Here is a 25,769-nt window from a genome sequence, read left to right as displayed (position 1 = left end):
GTCACTTCTCCGGGTACGGGAAGGTGCCGGCGGACATCGCCGCGCGGGCATCGCGGGTGGAAGGCTGGTCGGCGATGAAATCGTCCGGGTACCAGGCGAAGTGGTGCACGCCCTGCGCCTGCAGCTGGCGGATCTGCGCGCGCAGGCGTTCGGCGGGAATCGGCTGGCGGCTGCGCCAATCGACGGTCTGCAGTTCGAACAGGGTGTGCTGCAGCTGTGGGTCATGTGCACGCGCCGCGGCCAGCAGCTGGTCGAGCCAGCGTTCCGGATGCTTGCTGCCTTCCATCCACGGCATCGCCATCAGCGCGGTCTGGTCGTAGGCCCTGTTGAACATGTCCAGCCGCTGCGCGAACCAGGCCTCGCTCTGCGGACGCAGCACCGGCTCGGCGTACAGGTTGCGTACGGTGGCCAGCTTCGGCCGCCAGCGCTGCGCGCTGTCGCGCAGGGCCAGGGTGAAGTCGATCAGCGCCCGGGTGCGTGCGCTGCCATCGTCGCCGGCCGCCAGCGCCGGCAGTTCCGTGTCGCGCAGGTAGCCATCATCATGGAAGAGCAGGCCTTCGAAGTAGGAATTGATCGCCAGGTCCTCGTAGATGTCGAGCATGATCCGGCGCGCCGTCGGGTTGGTGAAGTCCAGCCGGTACATGCCATCAGGATCGCCGTTGCGGATCGCCAATGCCTTCCGCTGCACCGGATCGGGCAGTTCGAACCCGAGCACCGGCAGCCATGCGTAGACCTTTACGCCGGCCCGGGATTTCAGCTGCCACGCCACGCGGCTGAACAGGTCCGCGCGCATCGGCATGTGGCGGTTGGGGAAGTACAGCGCGTCGGCGGTGTTGTTGCCGTCCGGATCGGCGAACGCCTGCAGGTAGACGTGGGTCGGTGCGATGCGCTTGACCCGCTCGATCAGCGCATCCAGATTGCGCGCCTGCTGCGCGGGGTCGGGGTCGTACACATCATCCAGGTCGATCTGCAGGGCACGGATGCCATCGAGCGCGGCATCGCGGCGCAGCTCGTAGGCCAGCCCTTCCACCGTCGGGTTGTCGCTGACCAGGAAGCGCGCCAGGCCATGCAGGTCGCTGGCCACCGGGGTGCTGCGGCCCTCCAGGTCGAACGAGACCGGCATGCCCAGCTGTTCGGCGATGTCGTTGCTCATCCGGTTGTAGGCCGCGTAGGGCCAGATGATCGCGCGCGGGCGCACGCCCAGGTGTTGCTCGATGCGCTGCGCGCTGCGCGAGAGATCGGCATGCAGGCGCTGTTCGTATTGCGCCTCGCTCTCGTAGCTGTGCGTGGCCGGGCTGTAGACGCGGGTGACCACGGCGGGCGTGAAGTTTCCCTGCGGGTTGGCAAGTACCCCGTGGTGCAGGTCGTCGGTATGGCTGGCCACTTCGACCAGGCCGCTGTCACGCATCTGCTTCAACTGCGCCCAGGTGACGAAGTCATCGCGGCCGAACCGGCGGTAGCCGTAGTCGATGCTGCGGCCAGGCGCCATGTCCACGTAGTCGGTGATCACCGCCACCAGCGCCGGGTAGCGGTAGGCCTGCAGCAACGGGAAGGCTTTGTCGTAAACGCTGCGCAGGCCATCGTCGAAGGTCAGCAGCACCGGTTTCGGTGGCAGCGTGGCGCGCCCCTGGGACGCATCGATCACCTGCGACAGCGACACCGGGTGGTAACCATGTGCCCCCAACCAGTCCAGATGGGCGGCGAAGTTCTGCGTGCTCACCGCATAGGTATCAGCATCTCCCTTGGCCGCGACCTTATCGCGGATGTCGTGGTAGCTGAGGATCAGCAGGCCGTTGTCGTTGGCATCGAGATGCACGGGCTGCTGCGCGAACGCCGATGGCGTGATGGCCAGCAGCAGGAGCACGATCAGTCGCAGGATGCGGGCCATGTCACTCTCCCCAGCGCAGTGCGGCTTCGAAGCCGAGATGACGCTCGCGGTGGCCGTCGTAGACCGGCCGCGACCAGCGCATGCCGTACTCGAACACGCGGCCCTGGCCCAGCTGCCATTCGTGCATGTAGGACACCGAAGGGACCAGCGCGCTGCCGAAGCCGTCCTGCCAGTAGTAACCCAGCGAGACCGTCAGCCGGTGCCGGAAGTGGCGTTCGTAGTGGCGCCACAGCTGCTGGTCGATGCGCAGGCCGATCTCGATCATGCGATCGCGCTTCGGGTTGAAGTAGGGGGCATCGTCGCGGCTGCCACGGCTGGTATAAGCGTTGGCCAAACCATCGATCAGCCACCGTGGGCGGGTCAGCAGGCGCTGTTCGAGGCGGGTGCTGAACAGTTCGCGATGGTTGCCGTCGTCGTAGCGGAAGCGGCTGGCGCCGAACATCCAGTGCGTGCGTTCGCTGCGCCGGTAGTCCACTTGGGCACTGACGCTGTTGGCGGTGATGCCGGCCACGCGCGCCTGCATCGAAGCATCCGGATCATGGCGTGCGGCCACCACGCCTGCGTGCCAGTAATCATTGAACTGCCAGCCGGCGCCGGCGCGCAGGCCGGTATCGCCGATGTGGTCGTTGGCGCGCAGCGCCGCGGCTTCCGCATCCAGCCGACCGAAGCGGTAGCGTACGCCTGCGCCAAGCCACAGTGGATCGATGCGCTGGTCCTGGAAATCAACCGAGCGCCGGTCGGCGAAGGCGAACAGCCGCCAGCGATCGTCAAGTATGGGTGTCTGGACCTCCATGCCATAGCGGCGGTCGTCGTTGCCCAGTGGCGAGCTGCCATCACCACCGGAACTGCGTCCGATGTCGGTCCATGCCTTCAGCTGCCAGCCGCGATGTGCGCGCCAGGCCTGGTCCATGCGTTCCACGGCGGGCTGGGTGGGGTAGCGTGCGACCAGGTCGTCGTGCAGCGGGCGCGCGAGGTCGTCGCGCTGCAGGGCGACATGGGCTTCCTGCATGCCCAGCCGTGGTTCGATGTCGCGCGGGTCCAGTGCGTGTGCCATCTGCTGGCGCTGTAGTGCCCTGCGTGGCCAGCCGCGCATCATGTAGACGCTGCCCAGCGCACTCTGCAGCCCACCGTTGCCCGGTGCGATGTCGACCATAGATTCCAGATCGCGTTGCGCGGTCGGGAGGTCGCCGCTGTAGGCGCGCACCATTGCCAGGTTGAGGTCGGCCTCGTAGCGGGACCAGTTCGCGTACGGCGATTTGCCGTTGCTCCAGCGCCACGCCGGCTCCTTGTCGCGCCATGCCTGCAGCAGGTCGATCGCCTTTTCCTGCTGCTCGCTTTCCAGGTAGGCGTAGGCCAGTTCCGAATGCGAGGCGTCGCGTGTCGGGTCGCCGGCCACCGCGGCCTGCAGCACCGGAATGGCTTCTTCCGGGTGCAGGGAACCCATCAACGAATCGCCCACTGCGGGCAGCACGTAGTCGGGCAGGGTGTGGCCTTCGCCCTGCAGTGCCCGGGCTTCCGCGCGCACCTGCGCATGGCGGCCCAGCCGGTTGAGCAGGATCAGCCGGTCCATGCGGATGCGCAGTGGCGCCTGCACAGGTGGGGTGCCTTCGCTGCCCAGGTAGCGCTGCATGCGCGCCAGGGTCGATTCGGCCTCCTCCAGGCGGCTGTCTTCGCTGCTGCTGTAGGCCAGGCTCCAGACCACCAGCTTGGCCAGGTAGTCGCCTTCGATGCGTTGCTTCTGTGCAGCGTCGAACAGTTGCGGGCGCTGCTGGTACAGCTCCCAGGCGCGCCAGGCATTGCCGATGTCGCCCAGGGTCAGGACGCGCAGCTTGAACAGCAGGTCGTCGTTGGGCTGCTGCTGGCTGGCGCGCTCGATCGCGCCGAGCGCATCCAGCCAACGGGCCTGGTCGCGGTAGCGGCCGATCTCGGCCAGGGCCCCCTCGCGGTCGGGCGGGGCAGCGCTGCTGGCCCAGGCCAGGGCGGTGCAGGCAAGGCCGACGCAGAGCGCCAGCCGGCGGTGGACAACCATTGGGGACCCCCTTGGCTTCCGAACCAGACAACCTGAAAAATGTGACGCACATCACATGCCAGATTTTGAGATGGCCGTGGCCTGCGTCACTCCCCTCGCGAACTCCCATCCAGCAGGGATGGGCGGAACCGGGACAGCAACCTGCAATGTCTTGTCTGAAACGAGAGTCCCCCGCACACCGAGTGGTGGCCTGGGCGGCGCGGCCGCCCCCATGCCCGATGCCGGCACGCGGCAAGGATGGGCATTCGTGGGCACTATCCGCCCGGAATTGTCAGCCCGGCGTCAAAATGCGCGTGAAGACTGATCGGCGATGGTCGGGGCCGGCAGGCCGCCCCGGATGATCACCAGAGATCTTCCAGCTTGCGCGGCTTGCAGGCCACCCACGAAGCGCACAGCATCAGGGTGGCGCAGCCGAACAGGAAGCTGAATGGGAGGGTCCAGCCGTTGCTGACGGTGTGCAGCCAGCCGACCAGGAACGGGCCCAGGCAGCTGAAGCTGTAGCCCACGCCCTGCATGAAGCCGGACAGGGCCGCTGAGCCGGTCGGGGTGCGGGTACGCAGGTTGATCAGGGTCAGCGCCAGCGGGAAGGTGGACGGGCCGACGCCGAGCAGGCAGGCCCACAGCAGTGGCGCCTTCATCGGTGCCAGCAGCAGGCCGCTGAAGGCGATCACGAACGAGAAGAAGCCGATCAGCACCAGCGGGAACGGGTTCTGCATGCGCACCGCCATCGACGGAATGACCAGCGACGGCAGCAGGCCCAGCGCCGAAAACACCGCCACCATCACGCCACCGAAGGCGGGCGTGCCACCGGCCTCGACCACGATGCGCGGCAGCCAGGTGAACATCGAATAGGTCATCAGCGAGGTCATGCCGAACATCAGCGTCATGCTCCAGCCCAGCGACGTGCGCCAGACCTTGCCGTGCGGCTGTGCGGTGGGGTCGGTGGCGTCGGCCTGCGGCTTCGGCGCGCGCCTGGCCAGCACAAGCCATGGCAGCGCGGCGGCCAGCGCCAGCAGCGCCCACATGCCCAGCGATACGCGCCAGCCCGCAGCATTGGCCACCGGCACCGCCAGCAGCGCCGGCAGCATCGTGCCCAGTTGCAGCACGCTGATGTACAGCGTGCTCATGGTGCCGACCTTGTTGGCGAAGTAACGCTTTACCAGCGGCGGTACCACCACATTGCCGATGCCCATGCCGGCCAGCGCCACCACCGAACCCAGCAGCAGCGTGCCGACATTGCCGGCGCTGGAGCGCAGCAGCAGGCCGGCCATTGCCATCACCATCGCCAGCAGCGTGGTGCGCTCCAGGCCCAGGCGCCGCGCCAGTGCCGGCGTCGCCACGCCGAACAGCGCGAACGAGGCGGTCGGCAGCATGCCCAGCACACCGGTCATGGTGGTGCCGAAGCCGAACTGCTGGCCGAGCACGTCGAGCAGCGGCGTGATCGAGGTGACCGCGGTGCGCAGGTTGATCGCTGCCAGCAGGATGGCGGCGAAAGCCAGCACGCGCCCGTGCAGCAGCGACGGCGAATCGGAAGTGGAGGAACTCATCGGTGGTCCTTGCAGGTGTCGCACGCCGAGGCAATGGCATGCAGCGCCGGCATCGGTCTACGCCGAAGCGGCAGGTGGGGGAGGGGGCTGCAGGTGGGCCGGCAGCGCGGCCATTGTACGTGTGCGTTCCAGCAAGGTCCCGTCATGCGGGCGGCCAGGCGCCTGATACAAAAAAACCCGGAGGACAGTGATGTCTTCCAGGCTTCTTGGTGACCACCGAAGTGGTCGGGGAGACAGGATTCGAACCTGCGACCTCTACGTCCCGAACGTAGCGCTCTACCAGACTGAGCTACACCCCGAAGGGAGCCGCCTATTCTAGCGATTTACCCCGATGGCGGCAAGGGGTAAATGCCGTTTCTTCACACTGCCGAAGCAGTGCCACTTCAGGGAACAAAAAAGCCTGGACGACTTCACCAGGCTTCAATGCGACCACGTGAGTGGTCGGGGAGACAGGATTCGAACCTGCGACCTCTACGTCCCGAACGTAGCGCTCTACCAGACTGAGCTACACCCCGAAGGAGCCGCCTAAGATACCGTGTGAAGGCCAAGGCGGCAAGGTTTTTTTACGGCTCAGCGACGATTTTCTTTCTCGATGCGGTTCTGCTCGCGGGCTTCGAACCACATGCCGTTGAGGATGGCCACCGTCGAGGCGAGGCCGGCACCGAGAATCCAGGCGAAATACCACATGATCAGTCTCCTTCATTCCGGGTAGGTGCCGACCGTTGGTCGGCACACGTGCAAGCAATCAATATGCGTTCGGGTTGTTGCCCATCTCATCGGTGGTGGTCTTGCCCTTCAGCACGCGATACACCCAGGTGGTGTAGGCGAGGATGATCGGCAGGAACACCGCCGTGGCCAGCAGCATGATCCACAGGGTCAGGTGGCTGGACGAGGCATCCCACACGGTCAGGCTGGAAGTGGGCTGGCTCGAGGACGGCAGCAGGAACGGGAAGATGGCGAAGCCGACGGTCAGGATGATGCCGGCGATGGCCGCACCGGAGGCGATGAAGGCCAGGCCACCGCGACGGGCCCGCAGCAGCACCGCACTGGCCAGCAGGCCGGCCAGGCCCAGCAGCGGGGCCAGGATCGTGGCCGGCATCGTGCTGTAGTTGCGCATCCAGCCACCGGCGGCACCGAGTTCGGCCGCCTTCAGCAGCGGATTGGTGGCGCCATCGGTGACCACCTGCGAGGTGATCTGGTAACCCGGCAGGCCAAATGCCACCCAGGCGCCACCGACGGCGAACAGCACGAAGGCGATGATCGCCGCGATGCTGCCGAAGCGGGCCGCACGCTCGGCCACCGGGCCGTCGGTCTTGATCACCAGCATGGCGGCACCGTGGGCGACCAGCATCGACACGCTGAGCAGGCCGGCCAGCAGCGCAAAGGGCATCAGCAGGCCGAAGAACGAGCCGGTGTAGAAGATGCGCATGCTGTCATCGAAGTGGAACGGCACGCCCAGCACCACGTTGCCCACCGCCACGCCCATGATCAGCGCCGGGATGAAGCCACCGATGAACAGCGCCCAGTCCCAGGTGTTGCGCCAGCGCTCGCTGGGCATCTTGCTGCGGAACTTGAAGCCGACCGGGCGCAGGATCAGGGCGAACAGGATCACGAACATCGCCAGGTAGAACCCGGAGAAGCTGACCGCATACAGCGGCGGCCAGGCGGCGAAGATCGCACCGCCACCGAGCACCAGCCATACCTGGTTGCCTTCCCAGACCGGGCCGATGGTGTTGATCACCAGCCGGCGCTCGGCATCGTTGCGGGCGACGAAGGGCAGCAGGGTGCCTACGCCGAGGTCGAAACCATCCATCACGGCGAAGCCGATCAGCAGGATGCCGAGCAGCAGCCACCAGATCACGCGCAGCGTGGTGTAGTCCAGAAGAATGAAATCCATCTTGGTTCTCCTGCCTCAGGCCTGGCCGGCGGCCGGCGCCGAGGCATTGTGGGAAGCATGCGGCTGGGGCGACTGCAGCGACGGCAGCACCTCGTCCGGGCCCTTGCGGATCGCCTTGAGCATCAGCTTGATCTCGACCACGATCAGCGCGGTGTAGATCGCGGTGAAGCCGGCCAGGGTCAGCACGATTTCATGCAGGGCCAGGCCCGATGCCGCATAGAAGGTCGGCAGCACGCCATCGACCGCCCACGGCTGGCGACCGTACTCGGCCACGAACCAGCCACATTCGATCGCGATCCACGGTGCCGGCAGCGTCCACAGGGCCAGCTTGAGGAACCAGCGCTTGTCCTGGAAGTTGTTGCGGCAGGAGTAGTAGAAGGCCAGTGCGAAGAAGGCGATCAGGTAGAAGCCCAGGCCGGCCATCACGCGGAAGGTCCAGAACAGCGGCATCACGCGCGGCACGGTGTCCATCGCCGCCTGCGAGATTTCCTGCGGGGTGGCGTTGAGGATGTCATCGCGGTAGCGCTTGAGCAGCAGGCCGTGGCCCAGGTCCTGCCAATGGCGGTCGAACATTTCGCGTGCCTCGACGTCGTTCTTGTTCGCACGCAGGCGCTCCAGCGCACCGTAGGCCAGCTGGCCGCCGCGCACGCGGTGTTCGGCGCGCTCGACCAGTTCCAGGATGCCCGGAATCGGCTGGTTCAACGAGCGGGTGGCGATCAGGCCCATCAGGTACGGGATCTTCACCGCGTAGTCGTTCTGGTGGGTTTCCTGGTTCGGGATGCCGAAGGCGGTGAAGTCGGCCGGCGCACGCTCGGTCTCCCACATCGCTTCGATCGCGGCCAGCTTCATCTTCTGGTGCTCGCTGGCGGCGTAACCGCTCTCGTCACCCAGCACCACCACCGACAGCGAGGACAGCAGGCCGAACGCCGCGGCCACCGCGAACGAACGGCGGGCCAGGTCCTTGTGCTTGTTGCGCAGCAGGAACAGGGCGCTGATCGCCATCACGAACACCGCGCCGGTCACGTAGCCGGCGCTGACGGTGTGCACGAACTTGGCCTGCGCCACCGGGTTGAACACCACGGCCATGAAGTCGACGACTTCCATGCGCATGGTTTCCGGGTTGAACACTGCGCCGGTCGGGTTCTGCATCCAGCCGTTGGCGATCAGGATCCAGATGGCCGACAGGTTGGTGCCCAGCGCCATCAGCCAGGTCACCATCAGGTGCTTGACCTTGGTCAGGCGGTTCCAGCCGAAGAAGAACAGGCCGACGAAGGTGGCTTCCAGGAAGAAGGCCATCAGGCCTTCGATGGCCAGCGGCGCACCGAAGATGTCACCCACGTAGTGGCTGTAGTAGGACCAGTTCATGCCGAACTGGAATTCCATCACGATGCCGGTGGCAACGCCCATGGCGAAGTTGATGCCGAACAGGACGCCCCAGAACAGGGTCATCCTGCGCCAGATCTCCTTGCCGGTCATCACGTACACGCTCTCCATGATGGCCACCATGAAGGACAGGCCGAGGGTGAGCGGTACGAATAGGAAGTGGTACATCGCGGTCAGCGCGAATTGCAGCCGCGACAGTTCTACGACTGTCTGATCAATCATGGCCTGGCTACCTCGTGGATAGTGCCGTTGCAGGTGGCGGGAAGGGTGGTCTACGACGTGAATGATGTGACCGACTACTTCAAACAGCCTTGATCCAGATCAATGTATGAACAGGTGCCCCGGTTGATCGTATGCCAACCTGATGAAGACTGCGACCGCTGGCCGCAGAGGCCGGCTATTGCCTGCGCCTACAATGCCGTGTCTCCCCCGTTGCCCGTGAAGACCCCTTGAGCGCTGCCGAAACGACCCCCGACGGCCTGTCCCCGGAAGCTGAAACCGCCCGCCAGCGGCGTGCCCGCACGGCCTGGCTGGCCGATCTGGCACGCTCCGCCCGGGGCCGCCAGCGTCTGGCAGCCCTGTGCATCAGCCTGTCCGGCGCGCTGTTGATCGGCCAGGCCGCCGCCATCGCCTGGCTGGTGCAGCAGGTACTGGTTGAGCGCGCACCGCTGGCCTCGGGGCTGCCGGTGCTGGGTGGGCTGGCCGTGATCCTGGTGCTGCGCACCTTGCTGGGCAGCGCCACCCAGGCCGCTGCCGGTGACGTGGCCGATGCCGCCCGCCTGGCACTGCGCGAACGCGTGTTCGCGCGCCTGCTGGGCCATGGCCCGCTGTGGCTGCGGCAGCGCCGCACCGGTGAACTGGGCGAACTGATGCTGCACCACGGTGATGCGATCGAGAGCTATTACAGTGGCTTCCTGCCGGTACGCACCGAAGTGGTGGTGGTGCCGCTGCTGATCCTGGCCGCCGTGGCCTGGGTCGACTGGGTGGTGGCACTGATCCTGCTGTTCACCGCGCCGCTGGTGCCGTTCTTCATGATGCTGGTGGGCTGGGGCGCTGAAGCCGCCGGCCGCGCGCAGCTGGGTGAGCTGGCGCGCATGAGCGGTCATTTCGCCGACCGGATCAAGGGCCTGGGCCTGCTGCGCCTGTATGGCCGCGGTGACGCCGAGCTGGAGGGCATCGAGGCTGCCGCCGAAGGCGTGCGCGTGCGCACGCTGAAGGTGCTGCGCATCGCGTTCCTGTCGTCCACGGTGCTGGAATTCTTCGCCTCGGTGAGCGTGGCGATGGTGGCGCTGTACCTGGGCCTGAGCTATCTGGGCATGATGTCGCTGCATGCAGCGGTGCCGACGCTGGGCGCGGGCCTGTTCTGCCTGCTGCTGGCGCCGGAGTTCTATGCGCCGCTGCGACGGCTGGCCGCGCACTACCACGATCGTGCCAATGCACTGGCTGCCGCCGCCGAAGTGGAGCGCCTGCTGCAGTCGCTGCCGGACGAGCAGGGCCTGATCGAAAACGAGGTTGCACCGCTGGCAGTCGAGCCGGCCGAGGCCGCCTTGCCACCACTGCAGGCACAAGGGCTGGTGCTGCGCCCGTTGGGTGCGCCGCAGGATGTGCTGCAGGATCTGGACCTGCTGCTGGAGCCGGGCCAGCGCCTGGCCCTGGTCGGTCCCAGCGGCTCCGGCAAAAGCACGCTGTTGGAGGCGCTGGCCGGCTGGTTGCCACCGCGTGCCGGCAAGCTGCAGTTGCGGCCCGGCGTGCAGGTCGCCTATGCCAGCCAGCGACCGTACCTGTTCCATGGCAGCATCGCCGAGAACCTGCGCCTGGCCGATCCCGGCGCCAGCGATGCGCGGTTGCGCGCGGTGGCCGAGGCTTCGCAGGTCCTGCAGTTCGCGCAGCGCCTGCCGCAGGGATTGGACACGGTGATCGGCGAGCGCGGCTTCGGCCTGTCCGGTGGCGAAGCCCGCCGCATCGGCCTGGCCCGCCTGCTGCTGCGTGACCCGCAGGTGCTGCTGCTGGATGAACCCACGGCCTTCCTCGATGCCGATACCGAAGCGGCCCTGCTGCGCAGCCTGGCCGCGTATGCACGTGGCCGCAGCGTGGTGGTCGCCACCCACAGCCCGGCGGTGATCGCCTGGGCCGACCGTTGCCTGCTGTTGCCGGAAGGCCGCCTGGTCGAGCCGGCACAGGCGGTGCGCGCATGAGCCGTTCGCCCGATTCGTTGCGCGCGGTGTTCCTGCGCCATCGCCCGCGCCTGTTGCTGACCGTGCTGTTGCTGTGGACCACGATGCTGGCAGGCACCGCGTTGCTCGGCCTGTCGGGTGGCTTCCTCACCGCAGCCGCGCTGGCAGGTGCAGCCGGCCTCGGCCAGGGCTTCAATTTCTTCTCACCGTCGGCCGGAATCCGCGGCCTGACCATGGCGCGCATCGTGTCGCGCTACTTCGAAAAGCTGGTTGGCCACGATGCCACGCTGCGCATTGCCCGTGACCTGCGCGTGTGGTTCTTCCGCCGCGCGTTGCCACTTGCCCCGGCACGGTTGGGGGCTACGCGTACCGGCGAGCTGCTGGCGCGGCTGCTGGGGGACATCGGCGAAGTGGATGGGCTGCTGGTGCGCGCGATCGGGCCGCTGGTGGCGCTGGGCGCGCTGTCACTGGTGGCGGTCGCCTCGGCGGCGCTGATCCTGCCCTCGGCAGCGATGCTGCTGGCGGTGCTGGCACTGCTGATCGCCTTCGGTGTGCCGTGGCTGGGCGCGCGTGGCCACGACGATGAAGAGGCGGACCGTGCCGCGCACCGCGCCGCATTGCGCACCGCCGCGTTCGAAGGGCTGGAAGGGGCCGGTGATCTGGCCGCGCTGCATGCCGATGCGGCCTGGCAGCTGAAGGTGCGCGTGGCCGCCAAGCAGCTGGCCTCGCGGGATCGTCGTCGGCGCTGGCGTCTGATCGCGGCCTCGACCCTGCACGGCCTGGTCGCCGGGCTGGGGCTAGTGGCGATGCTGGCGTTGGCCCTGCATGCGGCCGAACAGCAGCGCATCGCGCCGGAAATGGCCGCAGGCCTCGTGTTCCTGACCGTGGCGCTGATCGAACTGTGGGCCGGCATGGGCCTGGCCTGGCAGTCGCTGCAGTCCGGGCGCATTGCTGCCGATCGCCTGCAGGCCATCGTCGAACAACCGCCGACGGTGCAGGATCCGCAGGCGCCGCAGCCGGTGCCGCAGGCGGCGCGCGTGCATTGGGATGACGTGCATTTCCAGTGGCCGGGTGCAGCACGGCCGGTGTTGTCCGGCCTGCAGCTGACCTTGGCGCCGGGCGAACGCATCGCGATTCGCGGCGACAGTGGCAGTGGCAAGACCACGCTGTCCAGCCTGCTGCTGCGGCTATGGGATCCGCAACAGGGGCGAATCACCTATGGTGGCCGTGACCTGCGCGACGTCGCCCAGGCCGAGTGGCACCGCCAGCTCGCCTGGCTGCCGCAGAACGCACCGGTGTTTGGCGGCACGGTGGCCGAGAACCTGCGGCTGGGTGATCCCGATGCCAGCGATGCCGCGTTGTGGTCGGTGCTGCGTCGCGTGCGCCTGGGTGACTGGGCCGAGCGCAACGGTGGCCTGCAGGCCTGGGTCGGCGAGAACGGCGCAACGATGTCGGCAGGCCAGGCGCGACGGCTGGCGCTGGCGCGCGCGCTGCTGCGCACTGCGCCGATCCTGCTGCTGGACGAACCGACCGAAGGCCTCGACGTGGATACCGCACGCGCGCTGCTGCAGGATCTTTCCGGGCTTCTGGACGGGCGCAGCCTGCTGATGATCACCCACGACGAGCTGCCCGACGGCGTGGTCGATGCGCAGTACCGGTTGCGTGATGGAGTATTGGAGCGCGAAGTGCTTCGGTAGATGCCGACCCTGGTCGGCACGTCCACGCATGGCGTGGATCCACCCATTCCAACGGTTACCGCGAGAACTCGCGCAGCATCACCGCGATCGAGGCTACGTTGGCCAGCACGCACAGCCAGAACACCCACTGGAATTCGGCTTTGCGGTGCTTGTGGCGGAACAGCGCCTGGCCCAGCAGCGCGCCGGGCCAACCACCCGCAAAGGCCAGCAGTTGCAGGGTGCGCTCGGGAATGCGCCATCGCTTTCGCTGCGCCGCGCGCTTGTCGTGGCCATACAGCCCGAACGACACCGCGCTGGCCAGCAGGCACCAGCCACCCAGCCACAGCGGCAGCACACCGCTGATCATCAAGGCGGCCAGCGCGCCGAATGCAGCCAGCGCGAGGTTACGCCGCCACGCCACTTACAGCGCGTCGAGGAAGCCGCGCACGGCCGGGCCGAAACGCTCGAAATCGACGAGGAAGGCATCATGGCCCTGCGGCGATTCCAGGCCGATGAAGCGCGCATCGGCACCGCCGGCACGCAGGCCGTCGGCGACCTGTTGCTGCTGCTGCACCGGAAACAGGATGTCGGTGTTGGCACCGATCGCCAGCGCCTTCTCCACCTGGATCTTCGCCAGCCCGGCCAGCACATCGCCGTCGGCGTACTCGGCCAGATCGAACCAGTCCATCGATCGGCTCAGGTACAGGTAGCAGTTCGGATCGAAGAAGCGCACGAAGCGCCGTGCATGGCCTTCCAGGTAGCTTTCCACCTGGAATTCGAGGCCGAACGGATCGTCGTCGGCCTGGTCCGAATCCAGCCGCACGCGGCCGAAGCGGCCATCCCATTCCAGTGCCGAGCGGTAGGTGATCACGCCCAGCTTGCGCGCCATGCGCATGCCGGACTCGGGGTACTCGGCATCGTCGTAGCGACCGCCATTCCAGCGCGGATCAAGGCGGATCGCCTCGCGCTGCAGCGAGCGGATCGCGATCGAGAACGGCAGTGCCTGCGCACTGCCGGAAATGTTGACGTGGCTGCGCGCGATGCCCGGGTGCAGCATCAGTACCGCCAGCGCGGTCATGCCGCCCATTGAATTGCCGACCACGCAGGCCAGCTGTTCGATGCCCAGTGCACGCACGACTTCAATGGCGGCGCGTGCGCCGTCTTCGATCGACAGCTCGGGAAAGTCCAGGCGGTAGGGTTCGCCGTTGGCAGGATTGAGCGAGGCCGGACCGGTCGAGCCCTTGCAGCTGCCCAGCGAGTTCACGCAGACCACGAACCAGCGGCCGGTATCGATCGGCTTGCCCGGGCCAACCATCGCTTCCCACCAGCCTGGTGCCGGGTTGGCCTCGTTGGCCGCCGCATGCGCGTCCGGCGACAGCCCGGTCACGATCAGGATTGCATTGCTGGCGTCGGCAGCCAGTGTTCCCCAGGTTTCGTAGGCCACGCGTGCGCCATGCAGTGCGCCACCGCGCTTGAACGGGAATGGCGAGGGCAGGGCGTGGAAGCGGGTGCCGGGCGGGATGAATTCGGTCATGCAGTCATTCTAGCGGGGCCGCATGTGGAGCTGGCGACACGCTGGTTTCCATCGGCGATGCCCCCGGCAGTGCCGTGCGGAGCGTCAAGGGAACCGCAGTTCCACCACGCCTTGATGTGGCAGGCTCACCTTCACCGGAACGCTCTGCAGGTCGTCCTCGCTGCGGTTGGCGCTGCCGCTGCGCGAGATGCGTGCCAGCACTTCCACTTCGCGATGGGCCGACAGCGGTGCGGTGGGCATCGGGCTGTCACCGTCGCCCAGCCCGACCGTGGCCGGGAAACCTGCCAAGGGCAGCTTGCGCGCGGCCACCGGCATCGGCGGTCCACCCACGGCGCGGGCCAGTACGAACACCTGGGTGCTGGCGGGCCACTCGGCGTTCTCCAGCGCAGGCAACTGCACGCGCACCTGCAGCAGCGCCGGTGGCGCCGCAGCGGCGGCATCGGGCGCCTGGCCGGCGGCCTCGCGGGCGATGGCGATCTGTGCCTGCAGCGCCTGCGCAGCACCCGGTTCAAGCCGTGGCAGCAGGCCGCTCCAGACGTCGGCAGCCTCGGCATTCTTTCCGCGTTGGCGCAGGGCGATGCCCAGCAGCCAGCTGGCGCGCTCGGCGTCCGGGGCCAGCGTGCGCGCCTGCTGCAACCAGGCCATTGCGGTGTCATCGAACTGCTTGCCGGCATCAGCCTGCGCGCGTGCCTGCGCGGCTTCCACCAGCACGCCCGGATCATCCGGTGCCAATGCGGCGGCCCTCGCGAAGGCGTCTGCAGCGGCCGAGACATTGCCCAGTTCGGCCTGCGACCTGCCCAGCAGTGCCCAGCCATCAGCCCGTTGCGGGTCGCGCTTCAGTGCGTCCTGCAGGGCCTGCACGCCATCGCGCAGGGTGGCTGCCGATGGCGTCGGTTGTACCTGTGCCGCACGCGGATCACCGACCAGCAGATACAGGCAGGCACCGGCCACGCCCAGCGCGAGCACGCCCACCACGAAACCGCGGCGACCATGATGGCGCAGTGGCCACAGCACCAGCGCCGCCATCAGCGCGGCCACCAGCCCAGCCAGCATCGGCAGCCAATGACTCACCATCCATCTCCTTCCTCGGCCTTGCTGGCCGGCACGGCGGCGACGGCGCGGCCACGGCGGCGAACGATGCCCAGCACCACCAGTGCGCCGGCGCCGAGCATCAGCAACGGGCCGCCCCACAGCAGCCAGGTACCCGGCTGCAACGGTGGCTGATAGAGCACGAACTCACCGTATCGGGCGACCAGGAACTGCTTGATCTGTGCGTCGTCATGGCCCTGCTGCATCAGCTGCAGCACCTCGCGGCGCAGGTCCTGCGCGATCTGCGCATTGGAATCGGCCAGCGACTGGTTCTGGCACTGCACGCAGCGCAGCTGCGCGGCCAGGTCGTGGAAGCGGCGCTCCTCGGCGCCGTCGCGGAACTGCAGTGGCTGCGGATCATGCAGCGGCTGCTGCGCCAGCGCGGCCAGCGGCAGCATCAGGAGCAGCAGCGCCAGCAGCCAGCGCATGGGCTCAGGGCGCCGTGTGCAGTGTGTTGCCGGCACTGCCCTGGGCCTTCTCGATCTTCTGCAGCGCCGGGATCAGCTTCTCGTCGACCACGCGCTGGGTCATCGCACCGCTGTACTTCCAGCGCACGATGCCACTGCCATCGACCAGGAAAGTTTCCGGTGCGGCGGTCACGCCCCAGTCGATCGCGGTGCGGCCCTCGACGTCGCTGAGCACCACCATGAACGGGTTGCCCAGCTGTTCCAGCCAGTGCAGCGCGTCGGTCGGGTCGTCCTTCCAGTTGTAGCCGATCACGCGCACGCGCTTGCTCTCGGCGAAACGGGTCAGCACCGGGTGTTCCTCGCGGCAGGCCGCGCACCAGCTGCCCCACACGTTCAGCAGGTAGGGCGCGCCGCGCAGTTCGTCGCTGTGCACGATCATCTCAGGGTCGTGCAGCACCGGCAGCGCGAATGCCGGCGCCGGCTTGTCGATCAGCGCCGACGGCAGTACGTCGCGCTGCGGATCACCCGATTTCATCACCCCGTAGATCATCAGCCCGAGCAGGCCGAAGAAGAACAGCACGCCGATCACGATGGCTACCGGCGGCAGCGGGCGGGCGGGGCGCGGGGTGGGGGACTCGGACATGGGAACTCCTACGGACGACGGAAACGGCGGTCGGCGGCGGTGATGAATCCGCCCAGGGCCATCAACAGCGCGCCCAGCCAGATCCAGCGCACGAATGGCTTGATGTGCACCCGGACCGCCCATGCATTGTTGCCCAGTGGCTCGCCCAATGCCACGTAGACATCGCCGTCGAAGCGTGCATCGATGCCGGCCTCGGTCATCACCTGGCCGCCGCTGGCGTACTGGCGCTTCTCCGGATGCAGCAGGGCCAGCTCACGGCCGTCGCGGAATACGCGCAGGTGGCCACGGTCGGCGATGAAGTTGGGGCCTTCGCGATGGTCCACGCCTTCGAAGCGCACTTCGTGGCGACCGACCACCAGCTGCTGGCCCGGTGCCAGCGCCACCTCACGCTGCACGTTCAGCGCTTCCACCAGCAGCGCGCCGGCCAGGAACACGGCGATGCCGGCGTGGGCGACGATCATGCCGAGCATCTCGGCGGTGAACCGGCCATTGCCGCGCAGGCGCTGCCACACGAAGCGCGCGGTACCCAACCCGACCCAGGCCGCAGCGGCCACGCCGATGCCGGCCTTCCAGCCGTTCTGCGGCGCCTGCCACCAGGCCAGCGCGCCCAGCAGCAGCGCCAGGCCCAGCCACGGCGCCAGCAGCGCGAACGCGCGCGAGGGCTGGTCGCGCTGCCACTTCACCAGCGGGCCGAACGGCAGCAGCAGGATCATCGGCGCCATCAGCAGCAGGAACAGGCTGCCGAAGTAGGGCGGACCGACCGAAATCTTGCCCAACGCCAGCGCATCGGCCAGCAGCGGGTACAGCGTGCCGAGCAGCACCATCGCGCAGGCGGTGGCCAGCAGCAGGTTGTTGGCCAGCAGCAGGGTCTCGCGCGAGGTGGCGGTGAAGCCACGGCGCGGATCGTCGGCGTCCACGCTCAGCTGGCTGGCACGCAGCGCGTACAGCAGCAGGCTGCCGCCGACCAGCACCGACAGGAACACCAGGATGAACAGGCCGCGCGAGGGATCGGCAGCGAACGAATGCACGCTGGTCAGCACGCCGGAGCGCACCAGGAACGTACCCAGCAGCGACAGCGCGAAGGCGGCGATCGCCAGCAGCAGCGTCCAGCTGCCGAAGGTGCCACGCTTTTCAGTGACGGCCTGCGAATGGATCAGCGCCGCACCGACCAGCCACGGCATGAAGCTGGCGTTTTCCACCGGGTCCCAGAACCACCAGCCGCCCCAGCCCAGCTCGTAATACGCCCACCAGCTGCCCAGCGCGATGCCCAGGGTCAGGAAACTCCAGGCGACGTTGGTCCACGGCCGCGTCCAGCGCAGCCAGCGGGCGTCGACGCGGCCTTCCAGCAATGCGGCCACCGCGAACGCGAATGGCACAGCGAAGCCGACATACCCGATGTAGAGCATCGGTGGGTGGATGATCAGCCCCGGGTCCTGCAGCAGCGGATTGAGGTCGCGACCTTCCAGCGGTGCCGGGTTCAGGCGCAGGAACGGGTTGGAGGTGAAGATCAGGAAGGCGAGGAAGCCGACACTGACCACGCCCATCACCGCCAGCACGCGTGCCTGCACCGGCGCGGGAAGGTGCCGCGAGAACAGCGCCACCGCGCCGGTCCACAGCGCCAGCACCAGCGCCCACATCAGCAGCGAGCCCTCGTGCGCGCCCCAGACCGCCGAGTAGCGGTAGACCATCGGCAGCAGCGAATTGGAGTTCTCGGCCACGTAGCGCACCGAGAAGTCCTGCTGCACGAACGCGGCGGTCAGCACGGCGAATGCGCCGGCAAGCAGCAGCAGCTGCGCGAACGCGGCAGGTCGTGCCACCGCCATCCACGCCGTGTTGTTGCGCTGCGCGCCGACCAGCGGCAGGCCGGCCTGCAGCAGCGAGGCCAGCAACGCGCACAGCAGCAGGATCTGACCCAGTTCGGGCAGCACTCAGCGCACCTCGGGTGCCGTCACCGGCACATCGTGCTTGCGATGCGCGTCGCCCATCTTGTCGGCCACTTCCTTCGGCACGTACTTCTCATCGTGCTTGGCCAGCACCTCGTCGGCGACGAACACGCCGTCCTGCAGGCGGCCACTGGCGACCACCGCCGTGCCTTCGGCGAACATGTCCGGCAGGATCCGTGACGTGGTCACCGCCAGCTGGGCATCGCCGTCGGTCACTTCGAAGCGTGCCTCCAGCGAGCCGACCGCACGGTTGAAGGAGCCTTTCACCACCATGCCGCCGAGGCGGAAGCGCGACTGCGCATCGACATCGCCGCGCAGGACTTCCGAGGGGGTGTACAGGTAGGCGATGTTGCGCTCCAGCGCCATTGCCACCAGCGCGGTGGCCAGGCCGGAGGCGAGCAGGGCCAGCAGCACCCACACCAGGCGGCGACGCTGTACCGGGGTCATCGCTCGAGCTCCGTCGACAGCGGCGCCGCTGCGTCCTGCCTGCCGGCGCGGGTCTGCTGCCGCTGCTGGCGGGCCAGTGCCAACCGGCGTGCCACGCGCAGGCGCAGCCACGAACCGATGGCATCGGCGCCGAGCACCAGCACGAACACGGCGTAGGCGCCGATCACATAGGGCAGGTGGGTCATGGTTGGGCCTCCCCGGCTGGCCGTTCGGCATCGACGCGGCCGCCGACCCAGGCCTTGCCGGCCTCGCGGTCGAGATTGTCGGCGCGGGCCTTGGCCAGCACCGAGCCGGCGAACCAGAACTTGGTGGCGATCACCATCCACCACAGCGGCGCGATCATCGCGCTGCTGATCGCCGATTCACCGAACACGTTGATCGACTGGCGCTGGTGCAGGCCACCCCACCAGTCCACCGAGTAGCGGATCACCGGCAGCAGGCTGACACCGACGATGGCCAGCAGGCCGGCTGCGCGCGCGGCGCTGCGGCGGTCCTCGATGGCGTGGTACAGGCCGATCACGCCCAGGTACAGGAACAGCAGCACCAGTTCGCTGGTCATGCGCGGGTCCCAGTCCCACCAGGTGCCCCAGGTGCCCTTGCCCCAGATGCTGCCGGTCAACAGGGTGATCAGGGTGAAGCCGGCGCCCATCGGCGCACAGGCCATTGCCAGGATCTCGCAGACCTTGATCCGCCAGATCAGCGCGATGGCCGCATACAACGCCATCAGCGCGAACACGAACAGGCTCATCCAGGCACTGGGCACGTGGATGTAGAGGATGCGGAAGCTGTCCAGCTGCTTGGCTTCCGGCGGCACCACCAGCAGCGCCTGCCACATGCCGACCAGCAGCACCGGCACCGCCGCGAGGTAGAACACCCGCGACCAGCGGGCAGCGAAACGGTCGAACGTGGGGGGCGAGCCGAGTTGGTGGAACCAGCGGACAATCGGATTCATGCGTGGCGGCTATCCAGCAGGGGTGGATTGGCTCTCAGCTCGGTTAACTCAGAGAAATACGTATTGCAGCGGCGGTGGCCAGGGGCGCCAGCACCAGCGCGACCAGCAGGCCAGCGCCCAGCATCAGCAGCGCACCGACCGGATCCTGCCCGCGTCCGGCTGCCGCCAGGCTGCCTGCACCGAATACCAGCACCGGCACGTACAGCGGCAACGACAGCAGCGCCACGAGAATACCAGAGCGTCGGATGCCTACGGTCAGCGCGGCGACCACGCCACCGATCAGGCTCAGCAACGGCGTTCCCAGCAGCAACGATGCCAGCAACATCGGCAGCTGGTCATGCGGCAGATGCAGCATTTCCGCCAGCAGCGGGCTGACCACGATCAACGGCAGCGCAGTGGTGGCCCAATGCAGCAGCACGCGCACCAGCACCAGCCAGGCCAGCGGCACCGGCGCCAGCAGCCATTGTTCCAGCGAGCCATCCTCGGCATCGGAACGGAACAGCGAATCCAGCGACAGCTGTCCCGCCAGCAGCACGGCCAGCCACAGCACCGCACCGGCGGTGGCGGCCAGCAGCTGTGGTTCGCGGCCCTGGGCCAACGCGAACAGCACCACCACCAGCACCGCGAACAGCAGCGGCTGCAGCGCATCGCCGCGGCGGCGCCAGAGCAGGCGCAGGTCGCGCTTGAGCAGGGCGCCCGCGGTCTGCCACAGGCCCGGCTCCGTACCCGGCGCGATCATGCGGCACCGCCGAGGTCGAGCTGGCGGGTACGCACCGGCGGTGCGGCATAGGCGCCGTGGGTGGTGACCAGCGCCGCGCCTCCGGCGCGCAGGTGCGCCGAAATCATCCGGTTGACCAGGGTGATGCCCTCCAGGTCGAGGTTGGCGTAGGGTTCGTCCAGCAGCCACAGCGGCGCCGGCGACAGCCAGATGCGCGCCAGTGCCAGCCGCCGTTTCTGTCCGGCCGACAGATGCCGTACCAGGGTGTCTTCGTAGCCGGCCAGGCCGACGATGGCCAGCGCGTTACCGGGCATCTGCCGCGCACGGCGGCCGTGCAGGCCACACAGGAAATGCAGGTTTTCCAGCGTGCCGAGGTCTGGCTTCAGGGCCGGCAGGTGGCTGAGATAGGCGACATAGCGCGCGCGCTCGGCATTGCTGGCCGGCTTGCCGTCGATCCGTACCTGGCCAGCACCGGGCCGGGCCAGGCCGGCCAGCACGCGCAGCAGGGTGGTCTTGCCGGCGCCATTGCCGCCCTGCACCAGCAGGGCTTCGCCGGCGTCCACATGGAAGTCCAGCGGGCCGAACACCGGCTCGTCATTGCGGGAGAAGCTCAGGCCGCTGGCGGCCAGCAATGCAGGGGTGTTCAAGGGGCAAAGGTCTTCATGCCGGAGTGCGGCGGCAATTGTAGCGGTGAATCCACAGGGGAGTGCCGGCCGCTGCCCGGCAGGTGCGACCCAGCGTCGCAGATCGTCCCGGGTTGCCGGCCGGCGGCCGGCGCTACCGAAGCAGGGATTGCGTAAACTCGGGGGTCTGTCTCCCCATATCCCCAGGCCGATGCAACCCACCACCAAGCTGCCCAAGGTCGGTACCACCATCTTCACCGTGATGTCCCAGCTCGCCGCCGAACACGGCGCGGTCAACCTGGGCCAGGGGTTCCCGGATTTCTCGGCGCCGCAGCGCCTGATCGACGAGACCGCCAGGGCGATGGCCGCCGGGCTGAACCAGTACCCGCCGATGACCGGCGTGGCGCCGCTGCGCCAGGCCATCGCACAGAAGGCGCTGGACTGCTACGGCGCGCAGGTCGATGCGGACAGCGAGATCACCGTCACCAGCGGCGGCACCGAGGCCATCTTCAACGCCATCCACGCCGTGGTGCGTGCCGGCGAGGAAGTGATCGTGCTCGACCCGGCGTATGACTGCTACGAACCGGCGATCGACCTGGCCGGCGCCAGGGCCGTGCATGTGTCGCTCGATCCACAGACCTTCGCGGTCGACTGGGACCGCGTGCGCGTAGCGATCACCCCGCGCACCCGCATGCTGATCGTCAATACCCCGCACAATCCGTCCGGCGCGATGCTGTCGGCGCAGGACATGCAGGCGCTGGCCGAGCTGCTGCGCGGCACGCAGATCTACCTGATCTCCGATGAGGTGTACGAGCACATCATCTACGACGGCCGTCGCCACGAATCGGCGCTGCGCTACCCGGAACTGCGCGAGCGCGCGTTCGTCATCTCCAGCTTCGGCAAGACCTACCACTGCACCGGCTGGAAGATCGGTTACGCGATCGCCCCGCCGGCGCTGACCGCCGAGTTCCGCAAGGTGCACCAGTACAACACCTTCACCAGCTTCGGTCCGGCGCAATATGGCTTCGCCGCGATGATCCGCGACGAGCCCGAACACCACCTGGAGCTGGGCGCGTTCTACCAGGCCAAGCGCGATCGCTTCCGCGAGCAGCTGGCCGGCACCCGCCTGAAAGCACTGCCGGTGCCGGGTGGCTACTTCCAGCTGGTCGACTACTCGGCCATCAGTGACCTGCCGGACCATGAGTTCGTGAAGTGGCTGACCATCGAGAAGGGCGTCACCGCTATTCCGCTGTCGCCGTTCTACGAGAACCCGCCGGCCGGCCAGCGCCTGGTGCGCCTGTGCTTTGCCAAGAATGAAGCGACCATGGACGCGGCGATCGAACGCCTGCGCCTGCTGTGAGCGAAGGTACGGACATGCAGGACCTGCGCATTTCCCTCGTCCAGGGCGACACCCGCTGGCATGACCCGGCGGGCAACCGCGCCTACTACGGCGCGCTGCTGGCACCGCTGGCCGGCACCACCGACCTGGTGATCCTGCCGGAGACCTTCACCAGTGGCTTCTCGAACGAGGCCATCGCCCAGGCCGAAGGCATGGACGGCCCGACCGTGGCCTGGCTGCGCGAACAGTCCAAGGCCTTGAACGCGGCGGTGATCGGCAGCGTGCAGCTGCGCGAGGGCGACGGCGTCTACAACCGCCTGCTGTTCGCCACGCCCGATGGCGACCTTCAGTACTACGACAAGCGCCACCTGTTCCGCTACGGCGGCGAGCACGAACGCTATGCCGCCGGTCGCGAGCGCCTGAGCGTGGAATGGAAGGGCTGGCGGATCAATCCGCAGGTCTGCTACGACCTGCGTTTCCCGGTGTTCTGCCGCAACCGCTACAACGTGGAGCGCCCTGATCAGCTGGACTTCGACCTGCAGATCTTCGTGGCCAACTGGCCGTCGGCGCGCGCCTATGCGTGGAAGACCCTGCTGCGTGCGCGGGCGATCGAGAACCTGTGCTTCGTGGCGGCGGTGAACCGTGTTGGTATCGATGGCAACCAGCTGCATTACGCTGGCGACAGCGCGGTGATCGACTTCCTTGGACAGCCGCAGGTGGAAATCCGCGAACGCGAACAGGTGGTCACCACCACCATCTCGGCCGAGGCGCTGGCCGCGCACCGCGCGCGCTTCCCGGCGATGCTCGATGCCGATGCCTTCCACCTGGACGAACAGGCCTGAGCAATGGCCTGAACGCCGTCGCACCAGCGCGCGCGCCTGCATCAAACGTGCACGCGCGCGCTGCTAGATTCGCCGGCAGTCCGACCGAACTGGAAGTCCTGCCATGAACAAGTCCTTCGCCCTGCTGCTGGCCCTGTCCGCTGCAACGCTGGCCCCGGCCGCGCACGCTGCCGGCAACCTTGATTGCCAGCTGCGCTACAACCTGTCCGGCTGGTCACTGATCTACAAGACCGCCTCCGGCAATGGCACGGTCAGCTGCAGCAACGGCACCAGCCTGCCGGTGCGCATCGAAGTGAAGGGCGGCGGCCTGACCGTGGGCAAGTCGAAGATCACCAATGGCCGTGGCAGCTTCACTGGTGCCGTGAGTGTCAACGAACTGCTGGGCACCTACGCCTCGGTCGGCGCGCATGCGGGCGCAGTGAAGTCCAGCAACGCGCAGGTGATGACCAAGGGCGACATCTCGCTGGCCCTGTCCGGCACCGGCAAGGGCTGGGACCTGGGCGTGGACGGCGCCGCATTCACCATCAGCCGGCGTTGAACCGCACCGGCCGCTGCAGCCACAGGGCCAGCAGGCCACACACGATGAGGGTCGGTGCCAGCAGTTGCAGTGCACCGACCACCGCCATCGCCGCGCCGATCAACAGGTAGTAGAGCAGTCCGAACAGGGCACCGGCACTGCCCAGGCAGTGCGGATATCCGCGCAGGGCCTGGCCGAGCACATTGGGAATGGCCAGGCCGAAAGCGGCCACCACCGGTACCATCGCCGCGACCAGTGCCGGTTGGTCGCGCAGCAGCGCAGCCAACAGGCCACCGGCCAGCAGCAGTCCGGCCGCAAGGCGGATACGCGTGGCAGAAGCAACGCCTGCGCGCAGCAGGCGGCCATTGCCCCATGCACCCAGCGCCGAACCCAACGCCAGCACCGCGCCGCTGGCGCCGAACCAGGCCAGCGGCCAGTGCAGGCGTTCGAACACGAACGGGCCCAGCGCGTACCAGCTGTACATGGCCACGTTGAACGCCATCACCAACAGCGCCTGTGACCAGATCCAGCGATCACGCAGCAGTTGTCGCAGCAGTGGCAGCAGGGGCGTGTGCGCGACTTCGGCAGGGCGGCTCTCCTGCAGGCCGGATGCGCATCCGAGCATCAGCAGGATGACAATCAGCAGCAGGCCGGCCTGCACGCCGGCATAGCCGTGGTTGGCAACCAGCAATGCCCCCAGTGCCAGCCCGATCGCCGGGCTCAGGGCCAACGCCATGCCGATCCACGAGAACGCCTGCGCCAACGCGGGTCCCTTCAGGTGGTCGCGCAGTACGGTCTGGGTGACCACCGAGGCCGTCGCCGCACCCAGCGCGGCCAGTGCCTGGGCCAGCAGGACCTGGCCGAACGTGCTGGCCAGCAGTCCGCCGCAGGCCGCCAGTGCGAACACGGCCAGACCGCAGAGCAGGGCAGGGCGACGGCCGATATGGTCGGCCATCCGCCCCCATAGCAGGACACCGGCGGCGAAACCGAACAGGTACAGGCTCATGGCCTGGCTGGCGGCGCCGGGGGGCAATGCGAAGCGCCCGGCCAGATCGGCCAGGGCAGGGCTGTAAAGGGTCTGCGCAAGCTGGGGGAACATCAGCAGCGCGATGGTGAGCAACAACAGGCGGCGCGACATGCGGGCGCTCCAGGAACAGGGCCGCGCATTGTGGTCGTGTCCGCGATGGCGCACCCTGTCTATCCTGTCATTGAATGGATGAAATCAGACATGGCCTGGTTGCAGCCGGATGCGCACTTCGATGCCGATACCTGGAGCGCGCCGGTGCTGGGCATCGCGGCCTCACTGGCGGATCACGACTCGGGTTGGCACCAGCATGCACGCGCGCAGTTACTGTATACCCGGCAAGGCTGTACGCGCCTGACCTACGGTGACCGCATCAGCCTGCTGCCGCCCGCGCGCGCGGCATGGATTCCGGGCGGGCTGCGCCATCGCGCGCAGATGCGCCAAGCGGTCGACTACCGTTCGTTGTACTTCGAGGCCACCCTGTCGGCCCAGTTGCCACAGCAGCCGGCGATCATCGGCGTGGGTCCGCTGCTGCAGGCATTGCTGGAGCCGATCGCGCAGGCGCCGTTCGACCATGACTGGCGGGCGCCGCGTGCGCACCACCAACTGGCGTTGTGCATGCTGGAGATCGCCGCCGCCCCGGTGGCCCCGATGGACCTGCCGCTGCCACGCGACCCACGGATCGCGCGCTGCCTGCCAGTGGCCGAGCAGTTGCCGCCCGAACTGGGCGAGCTGGCCGCGCGTGCGGGCTTGAGCGTGCGCACCGTTGGCCGGTTGATGCAGCGTGATACCGGCATGGGCTACCAGGCTTGGCGCCAGCAATGGCGACTGATGCGGGCCATGGAGTTGCTGCTGCTGGGCCATCGCGTCGCGCATGTGGCGCAGGACACCGGCTTTTCCGCCGAGAGCCCGTTCATCGCATTCTTCCGCAGCATGACCGGTACCACGCCCGCCGCCTTCCAGCGCCACGCAAAAGGGGACGGAGGGGATTAAGTCGCTTTCTCCCCTTCGACACACAGCGCGGCAAAAGCGACTTAATCCCCTCCGTCCCCTTTTCAAAGAAAAACCCCGGCCGGAGCCGGGGTTTTTCATTTCAG

Annotated in this window: 24 protein-coding genes and 2 tRNA genes; 6 read left to right on the top strand and 20 right to left on the bottom strand. The window is 67.8% G+C overall.

Annotated elements, in window-relative coordinates:
• Position 1: 1 nt before the first annotated feature.
• The 8 genes from pgaB to B9Y82_RS11865 all read right to left on the bottom strand — a co-directional run bounded on the left by pgaB (position 2) and on the right by B9Y82_RS11865 (position 8,966).
• A complete protein-coding gene (gene pgaB, locus B9Y82_RS11900; RefSeq protein ID WP_100473386.1) occupies positions 2-1,888 on the bottom strand; it encodes a poly-beta-1,6-N-acetyl-D-glucosamine N-deacetylase PgaB in 1,887 nt (628 codons plus the stop codon).
• Position 1,889: 1 nt separating this feature from the next.
• Positions 1,890-3,917 (bottom strand): poly-beta-1,6 N-acetyl-D-glucosamine export porin PgaA, encoded by a 2,028-nt coding sequence (pgaA, locus tag B9Y82_RS11895; protein WP_100473385.1) that lies wholly within the window; start codon positions 3,915-3,917, stop codon positions 1,890-1,892.
• Positions 3,918-4,258: 341 nt separating this feature from the next.
• The gene (locus tag B9Y82_RS11890; protein ID WP_100473384.1) at positions 4,259-5,464 is read right to left on the bottom strand and encodes a CynX/NimT family MFS transporter; all 1,206 of its coding nucleotides are present in this window, start codon (positions 5,462-5,464) and stop codon (positions 4,259-4,261) included.
• Positions 5,465-5,686: 222 nt separating this feature from the next.
• A tRNA-Pro gene (locus B9Y82_RS11885) sits at positions 5,687-5,763 on the bottom strand.
• Between the two features lie 139 nt (positions 5,764-5,902).
• Positions 5,903-5,979: transfer RNA gene (locus B9Y82_RS11880), tRNA-Pro, on the bottom strand.
• A 55-nt stretch (positions 5,980-6,034) separates the two neighbouring features.
• Positions 6,035-6,151 (bottom strand): cytochrome bd-I oxidase subunit CydX, encoded by a 117-nt coding sequence (gene cydX / locus B9Y82_RS11875; protein ID WP_005410354.1) that lies wholly within the window; start codon positions 6,149-6,151, stop codon positions 6,035-6,037.
• Positions 6,152-6,209: 58 nt separating this feature from the next.
• Positions 6,210-7,361 carry a cytochrome d ubiquinol oxidase subunit II gene (cydB, locus tag B9Y82_RS11870; protein ID WP_100473383.1) on the bottom strand — a complete coding sequence of 384 codons (1,152 nt, stop codon included), beginning with the start codon at positions 7,359-7,361 and terminating at the stop codon, positions 6,210-6,212.
• 15 nt (positions 7,362-7,376) lie between these two features.
• Entirely contained in the window at positions 7,377-8,966 is a 1,590-nt protein-coding gene (locus B9Y82_RS11865; RefSeq protein ID WP_049423960.1) for a cytochrome ubiquinol oxidase subunit I, read from the bottom strand.
• 227 nt (positions 8,967-9,193) lie between these two features.
• On the opposite strand from B9Y82_RS11865, the gene cydD reads away from it, so the two are divergent.
• On the top strand, positions 9,194-10,939 hold the full coding sequence (gene cydD / locus B9Y82_RS11860) for a thiol reductant ABC exporter subunit CydD (protein WP_100473382.1): 1,746 nt from the start codon (positions 9,194-9,196) through the stop codon (positions 10,937-10,939).
• Positions 10,936-12,615, top strand: coding sequence for a thiol reductant ABC exporter subunit CydC (gene cydC / locus B9Y82_RS11855; RefSeq protein ID WP_100473381.1), 1,680 nt, complete (start codon positions 10,936-10,938; stop codon positions 12,613-12,615). Before cydD ends, cydC begins: the two co-directional genes overlap by 4 nt.
• Positions 12,616-12,670: 55 nt before the next feature.
• Here the strand turns inward: cydC and B9Y82_RS11850 are convergent, their stop codons facing one another.
• From B9Y82_RS11850 to ccmA, 11 genes are all read right to left on the bottom strand, one after another.
• Entirely contained in the window at positions 12,671-13,015 is a 345-nt protein-coding gene (locus B9Y82_RS11850; protein WP_100473380.1) for a DUF1294 domain-containing protein, read from the bottom strand.
• Entirely contained in the window at positions 13,016-14,128 is a 1,113-nt protein-coding gene (metX, locus tag B9Y82_RS11845) for a homoserine O-acetyltransferase MetX (protein WP_100473379.1), read from the bottom strand.
• A gap of 84 nt (positions 14,129-14,212) precedes the next feature.
• A complete protein-coding gene (locus B9Y82_RS11840) occupies positions 14,213-15,202 on the bottom strand; it encodes a tetratricopeptide repeat protein (RefSeq protein WP_100473378.1) in 990 nt (329 codons plus the stop codon).
• Positions 15,196-15,645, bottom strand: a complete 450-nt coding sequence (locus B9Y82_RS11835; protein WP_100473377.1) for a cytochrome c-type biogenesis protein — start codon at positions 15,643-15,645, stop codon at positions 15,196-15,198. Before B9Y82_RS11835 ends, B9Y82_RS11840 begins: the two co-directional genes overlap by 7 nt.
• 4 nt (positions 15,646-15,649) lie before the next feature.
• Complete coding sequence (locus tag B9Y82_RS11830; RefSeq protein WP_100473376.1) at positions 15,650-16,267, bottom strand: DsbE family thiol:disulfide interchange protein; 618 nt, start codon at positions 16,265-16,267, stop codon at positions 15,650-15,652.
• Positions 16,268-16,275: 8 nt separating this feature from the next.
• Positions 16,276-18,195 (bottom strand): heme lyase CcmF/NrfE family subunit, encoded by a 1,920-nt coding sequence (locus tag B9Y82_RS11825; protein ID WP_100473375.1) that lies wholly within the window; start codon positions 18,193-18,195, stop codon positions 16,276-16,278.
• Positions 18,196-18,657, bottom strand: coding sequence for a cytochrome c maturation protein CcmE (gene ccmE / locus B9Y82_RS11820; protein WP_100473374.1), 462 nt, complete (start codon positions 18,655-18,657; stop codon positions 18,196-18,198).
• Positions 18,654-18,842 carry a heme exporter protein CcmD gene (ccmD, locus tag B9Y82_RS11815; RefSeq protein ID WP_005410342.1) on the bottom strand — a complete coding sequence of 63 codons (189 nt, stop codon included), beginning with the start codon at positions 18,840-18,842 and terminating at the stop codon, positions 18,654-18,656. Before ccmD ends, ccmE begins: the two co-directional genes overlap by 4 nt.
• Entirely contained in the window at positions 18,839-19,609 is a 771-nt protein-coding gene (gene ccmC / locus B9Y82_RS11810; RefSeq protein ID WP_100473373.1) for a heme ABC transporter permease CcmC, read from the bottom strand. The genes ccmD and ccmC overlap by 4 nt, the downstream gene beginning before the upstream one ends.
• A gap of 43 nt (positions 19,610-19,652) precedes the next feature.
• Positions 19,653-20,348, bottom strand: a complete 696-nt coding sequence (ccmB, locus tag B9Y82_RS11805; protein ID WP_006456616.1) for a heme exporter protein CcmB — start codon at positions 20,346-20,348, stop codon at positions 19,653-19,655.
• Positions 20,345-21,202 (bottom strand): heme ABC exporter ATP-binding protein CcmA, encoded by an 858-nt coding sequence (ccmA, locus tag B9Y82_RS11800; RefSeq protein ID WP_428993185.1) that lies wholly within the window; start codon positions 21,200-21,202, stop codon positions 20,345-20,347. Before ccmA ends, ccmB begins: the two co-directional genes overlap by 4 nt.
• Here ccmA and B9Y82_RS11795 point away from each other — a divergent pair.
• The 3 genes from B9Y82_RS11795 to B9Y82_RS11785 all read left to right on the top strand — a co-directional run bounded on the left by B9Y82_RS11795 (position 21,162) and on the right by B9Y82_RS11785 (position 23,669).
• Positions 21,162-22,310 (top strand): pyridoxal phosphate-dependent aminotransferase, encoded by a 1,149-nt coding sequence (locus tag B9Y82_RS11795; RefSeq protein ID WP_100473372.1) that lies wholly within the window; start codon positions 21,162-21,164, stop codon positions 22,308-22,310. The genes ccmA and B9Y82_RS11795 overlap by 41 nt on opposite strands.
• A gap of 14 nt (positions 22,311-22,324) precedes the next feature.
• Positions 22,325-23,131 (top strand): amidohydrolase, encoded by an 807-nt coding sequence (locus tag B9Y82_RS11790; protein WP_100475220.1) that lies wholly within the window; start codon positions 22,325-22,327, stop codon positions 23,129-23,131.
• Positions 23,132-23,234: 103 nt separating this feature from the next.
• On the top strand, positions 23,235-23,669 hold the full coding sequence (locus B9Y82_RS11785; protein ID WP_100473371.1) for a hypothetical protein: 435 nt from the start codon (positions 23,235-23,237) through the stop codon (positions 23,667-23,669).
• On the opposite strand, the gene B9Y82_RS11780 is transcribed toward B9Y82_RS11785, so the two are convergent.
• Positions 23,656-24,786 (bottom strand): MFS transporter, encoded by a 1,131-nt coding sequence (locus B9Y82_RS11780; RefSeq protein WP_100473370.1) that lies wholly within the window; start codon positions 24,784-24,786, stop codon positions 23,656-23,658. The two genes, B9Y82_RS11785 and B9Y82_RS11780, sit on opposite strands and share 14 nt — an antisense overlap.
• A gap of 90 nt (positions 24,787-24,876) precedes the next feature.
• Between B9Y82_RS11780 and B9Y82_RS11775 the strand changes: the two genes are divergently transcribed.
• Positions 24,877-25,665, top strand: a complete 789-nt coding sequence (locus B9Y82_RS11775; RefSeq protein WP_100473369.1) for an AraC family transcriptional regulator — start codon at positions 24,877-24,879, stop codon at positions 25,663-25,665.
• Positions 25,666-25,769: the final 104 nt, after the last annotated feature.

It is taken from the genome of Stenotrophomonas maltophilia (assembly GCF_002799155.1).
GTDB classification, from domain to species: domain Bacteria; phylum Pseudomonadota; class Gammaproteobacteria; order Xanthomonadales; family Xanthomonadaceae; genus Stenotrophomonas; species Stenotrophomonas maltophilia_R.
This window is presented reverse-complemented; position numbering and strand designations above follow the sequence as displayed.

What these genes read in the sequence shown, in the direction of transcription:
- pgaB (WP_100473386.1), bottom strand. Translation starts at nt 1,888, where the DNA reads ATGGCCCGCATCCTGCGACTGATCGTGCTCCTGCTGCTGGCCATCACG.
- pgaA (WP_100473385.1), bottom strand. Translation starts at nt 3,917, where the DNA reads ATGGTTGTCCACCGCCGGCTGGCGCTCTGCGTCGGCCTTGCCTGCACC.
- B9Y82_RS11890 (WP_100473384.1), bottom strand. Translation starts at nt 5,464, where the DNA reads ATGAGTTCCTCCACTTCCGATTCGCCGTCGCTGCTGCACGGGCGCGTG.
- cydX (WP_005410354.1), bottom strand. Translation starts at nt 6,151, where the DNA reads ATGTGGTATTTCGCCTGGATTCTCGGTGCCGGCCTCGCCTCGACGGTG.
- cydB (WP_100473383.1), bottom strand. Translation starts at nt 7,361, where the DNA reads ATGGATTTCATTCTTCTGGACTACACCACGCTGCGCGTGATCTGGTGG.
- B9Y82_RS11865 (WP_049423960.1), bottom strand. Translation starts at nt 8,966, where the DNA reads ATGATTGATCAGACAGTCGTAGAACTGTCGCGGCTGCAATTCGCGCTG.
- cydC (WP_100473381.1), top strand. Translation starts at nt 10,936, where the DNA reads ATGAGCCGTTCGCCCGATTCGTTGCGCGCGGTGTTCCTGCGCCATCGC.
- metX (WP_100473379.1), bottom strand. Translation starts at nt 14,128, where the DNA reads ATGACCGAATTCATCCCGCCCGGCACCCGCTTCCACGCCCTGCCCTCG.
- B9Y82_RS11840 (WP_100473378.1), bottom strand. Translation starts at nt 15,202, where the DNA reads ATGGTGAGTCATTGGCTGCCGATGCTGGCTGGGCTGGTGGCCGCGCTG.
- B9Y82_RS11835 (WP_100473377.1), bottom strand. Translation starts at nt 15,645, where the DNA reads ATGCGCTGGCTGCTGGCGCTGCTGCTCCTGATGCTGCCGCTGGCCGCG.
- B9Y82_RS11830 (WP_100473376.1), bottom strand. Translation starts at nt 16,267, where the DNA reads ATGTCCGAGTCCCCCACCCCGCGCCCCGCCCGCCCGCTGCCGCCGGTA.
- ccmE (WP_100473374.1), bottom strand. Translation starts at nt 18,657, where the DNA reads ATGACCCCGGTACAGCGTCGCCGCCTGGTGTGGGTGCTGCTGGCCCTG.
- ccmD (WP_005410342.1), bottom strand. Translation starts at nt 18,842, where the DNA reads ATGACCCACCTGCCCTATGTGATCGGCGCCTACGCCGTGTTCGTGCTG.
- ccmC (WP_100473373.1), bottom strand. Translation starts at nt 19,609, where the DNA reads ATGAATCCGATTGTCCGCTGGTTCCACCAACTCGGCTCGCCCCCCACG.
- ccmB (WP_006456616.1), bottom strand. Translation starts at nt 20,348, where the DNA reads ATGATCGCGCCGGGTACGGAGCCGGGCCTGTGGCAGACCGCGGGCGCC.
- B9Y82_RS11795 (WP_100473372.1), top strand. Translation starts at nt 21,162, where the DNA reads ATGCAACCCACCACCAAGCTGCCCAAGGTCGGTACCACCATCTTCACC.
- ccmA (WP_428993185.1), bottom strand. Translation starts at nt 21,202, where the DNA reads ATGGTGGTACCGACCTTGGGCAGCTTGGTGGTGGGTTGCATCGGCCTG.
- B9Y82_RS11790 (WP_100475220.1), top strand. Translation starts at nt 22,325, where the DNA reads ATGCAGGACCTGCGCATTTCCCTCGTCCAGGGCGACACCCGCTGGCAT.
- B9Y82_RS11785 (WP_100473371.1), top strand. Translation starts at nt 23,235, where the DNA reads ATGAACAAGTCCTTCGCCCTGCTGCTGGCCCTGTCCGCTGCAACGCTG.
- B9Y82_RS11780 (WP_100473370.1), bottom strand. Translation starts at nt 24,786, where the DNA reads ATGTCGCGCCGCCTGTTGTTGCTCACCATCGCGCTGCTGATGTTCCCC.
- B9Y82_RS11775 (WP_100473369.1), top strand. Translation starts at nt 24,877, where the DNA reads ATGGCCTGGTTGCAGCCGGATGCGCACTTCGATGCCGATACCTGGAGC.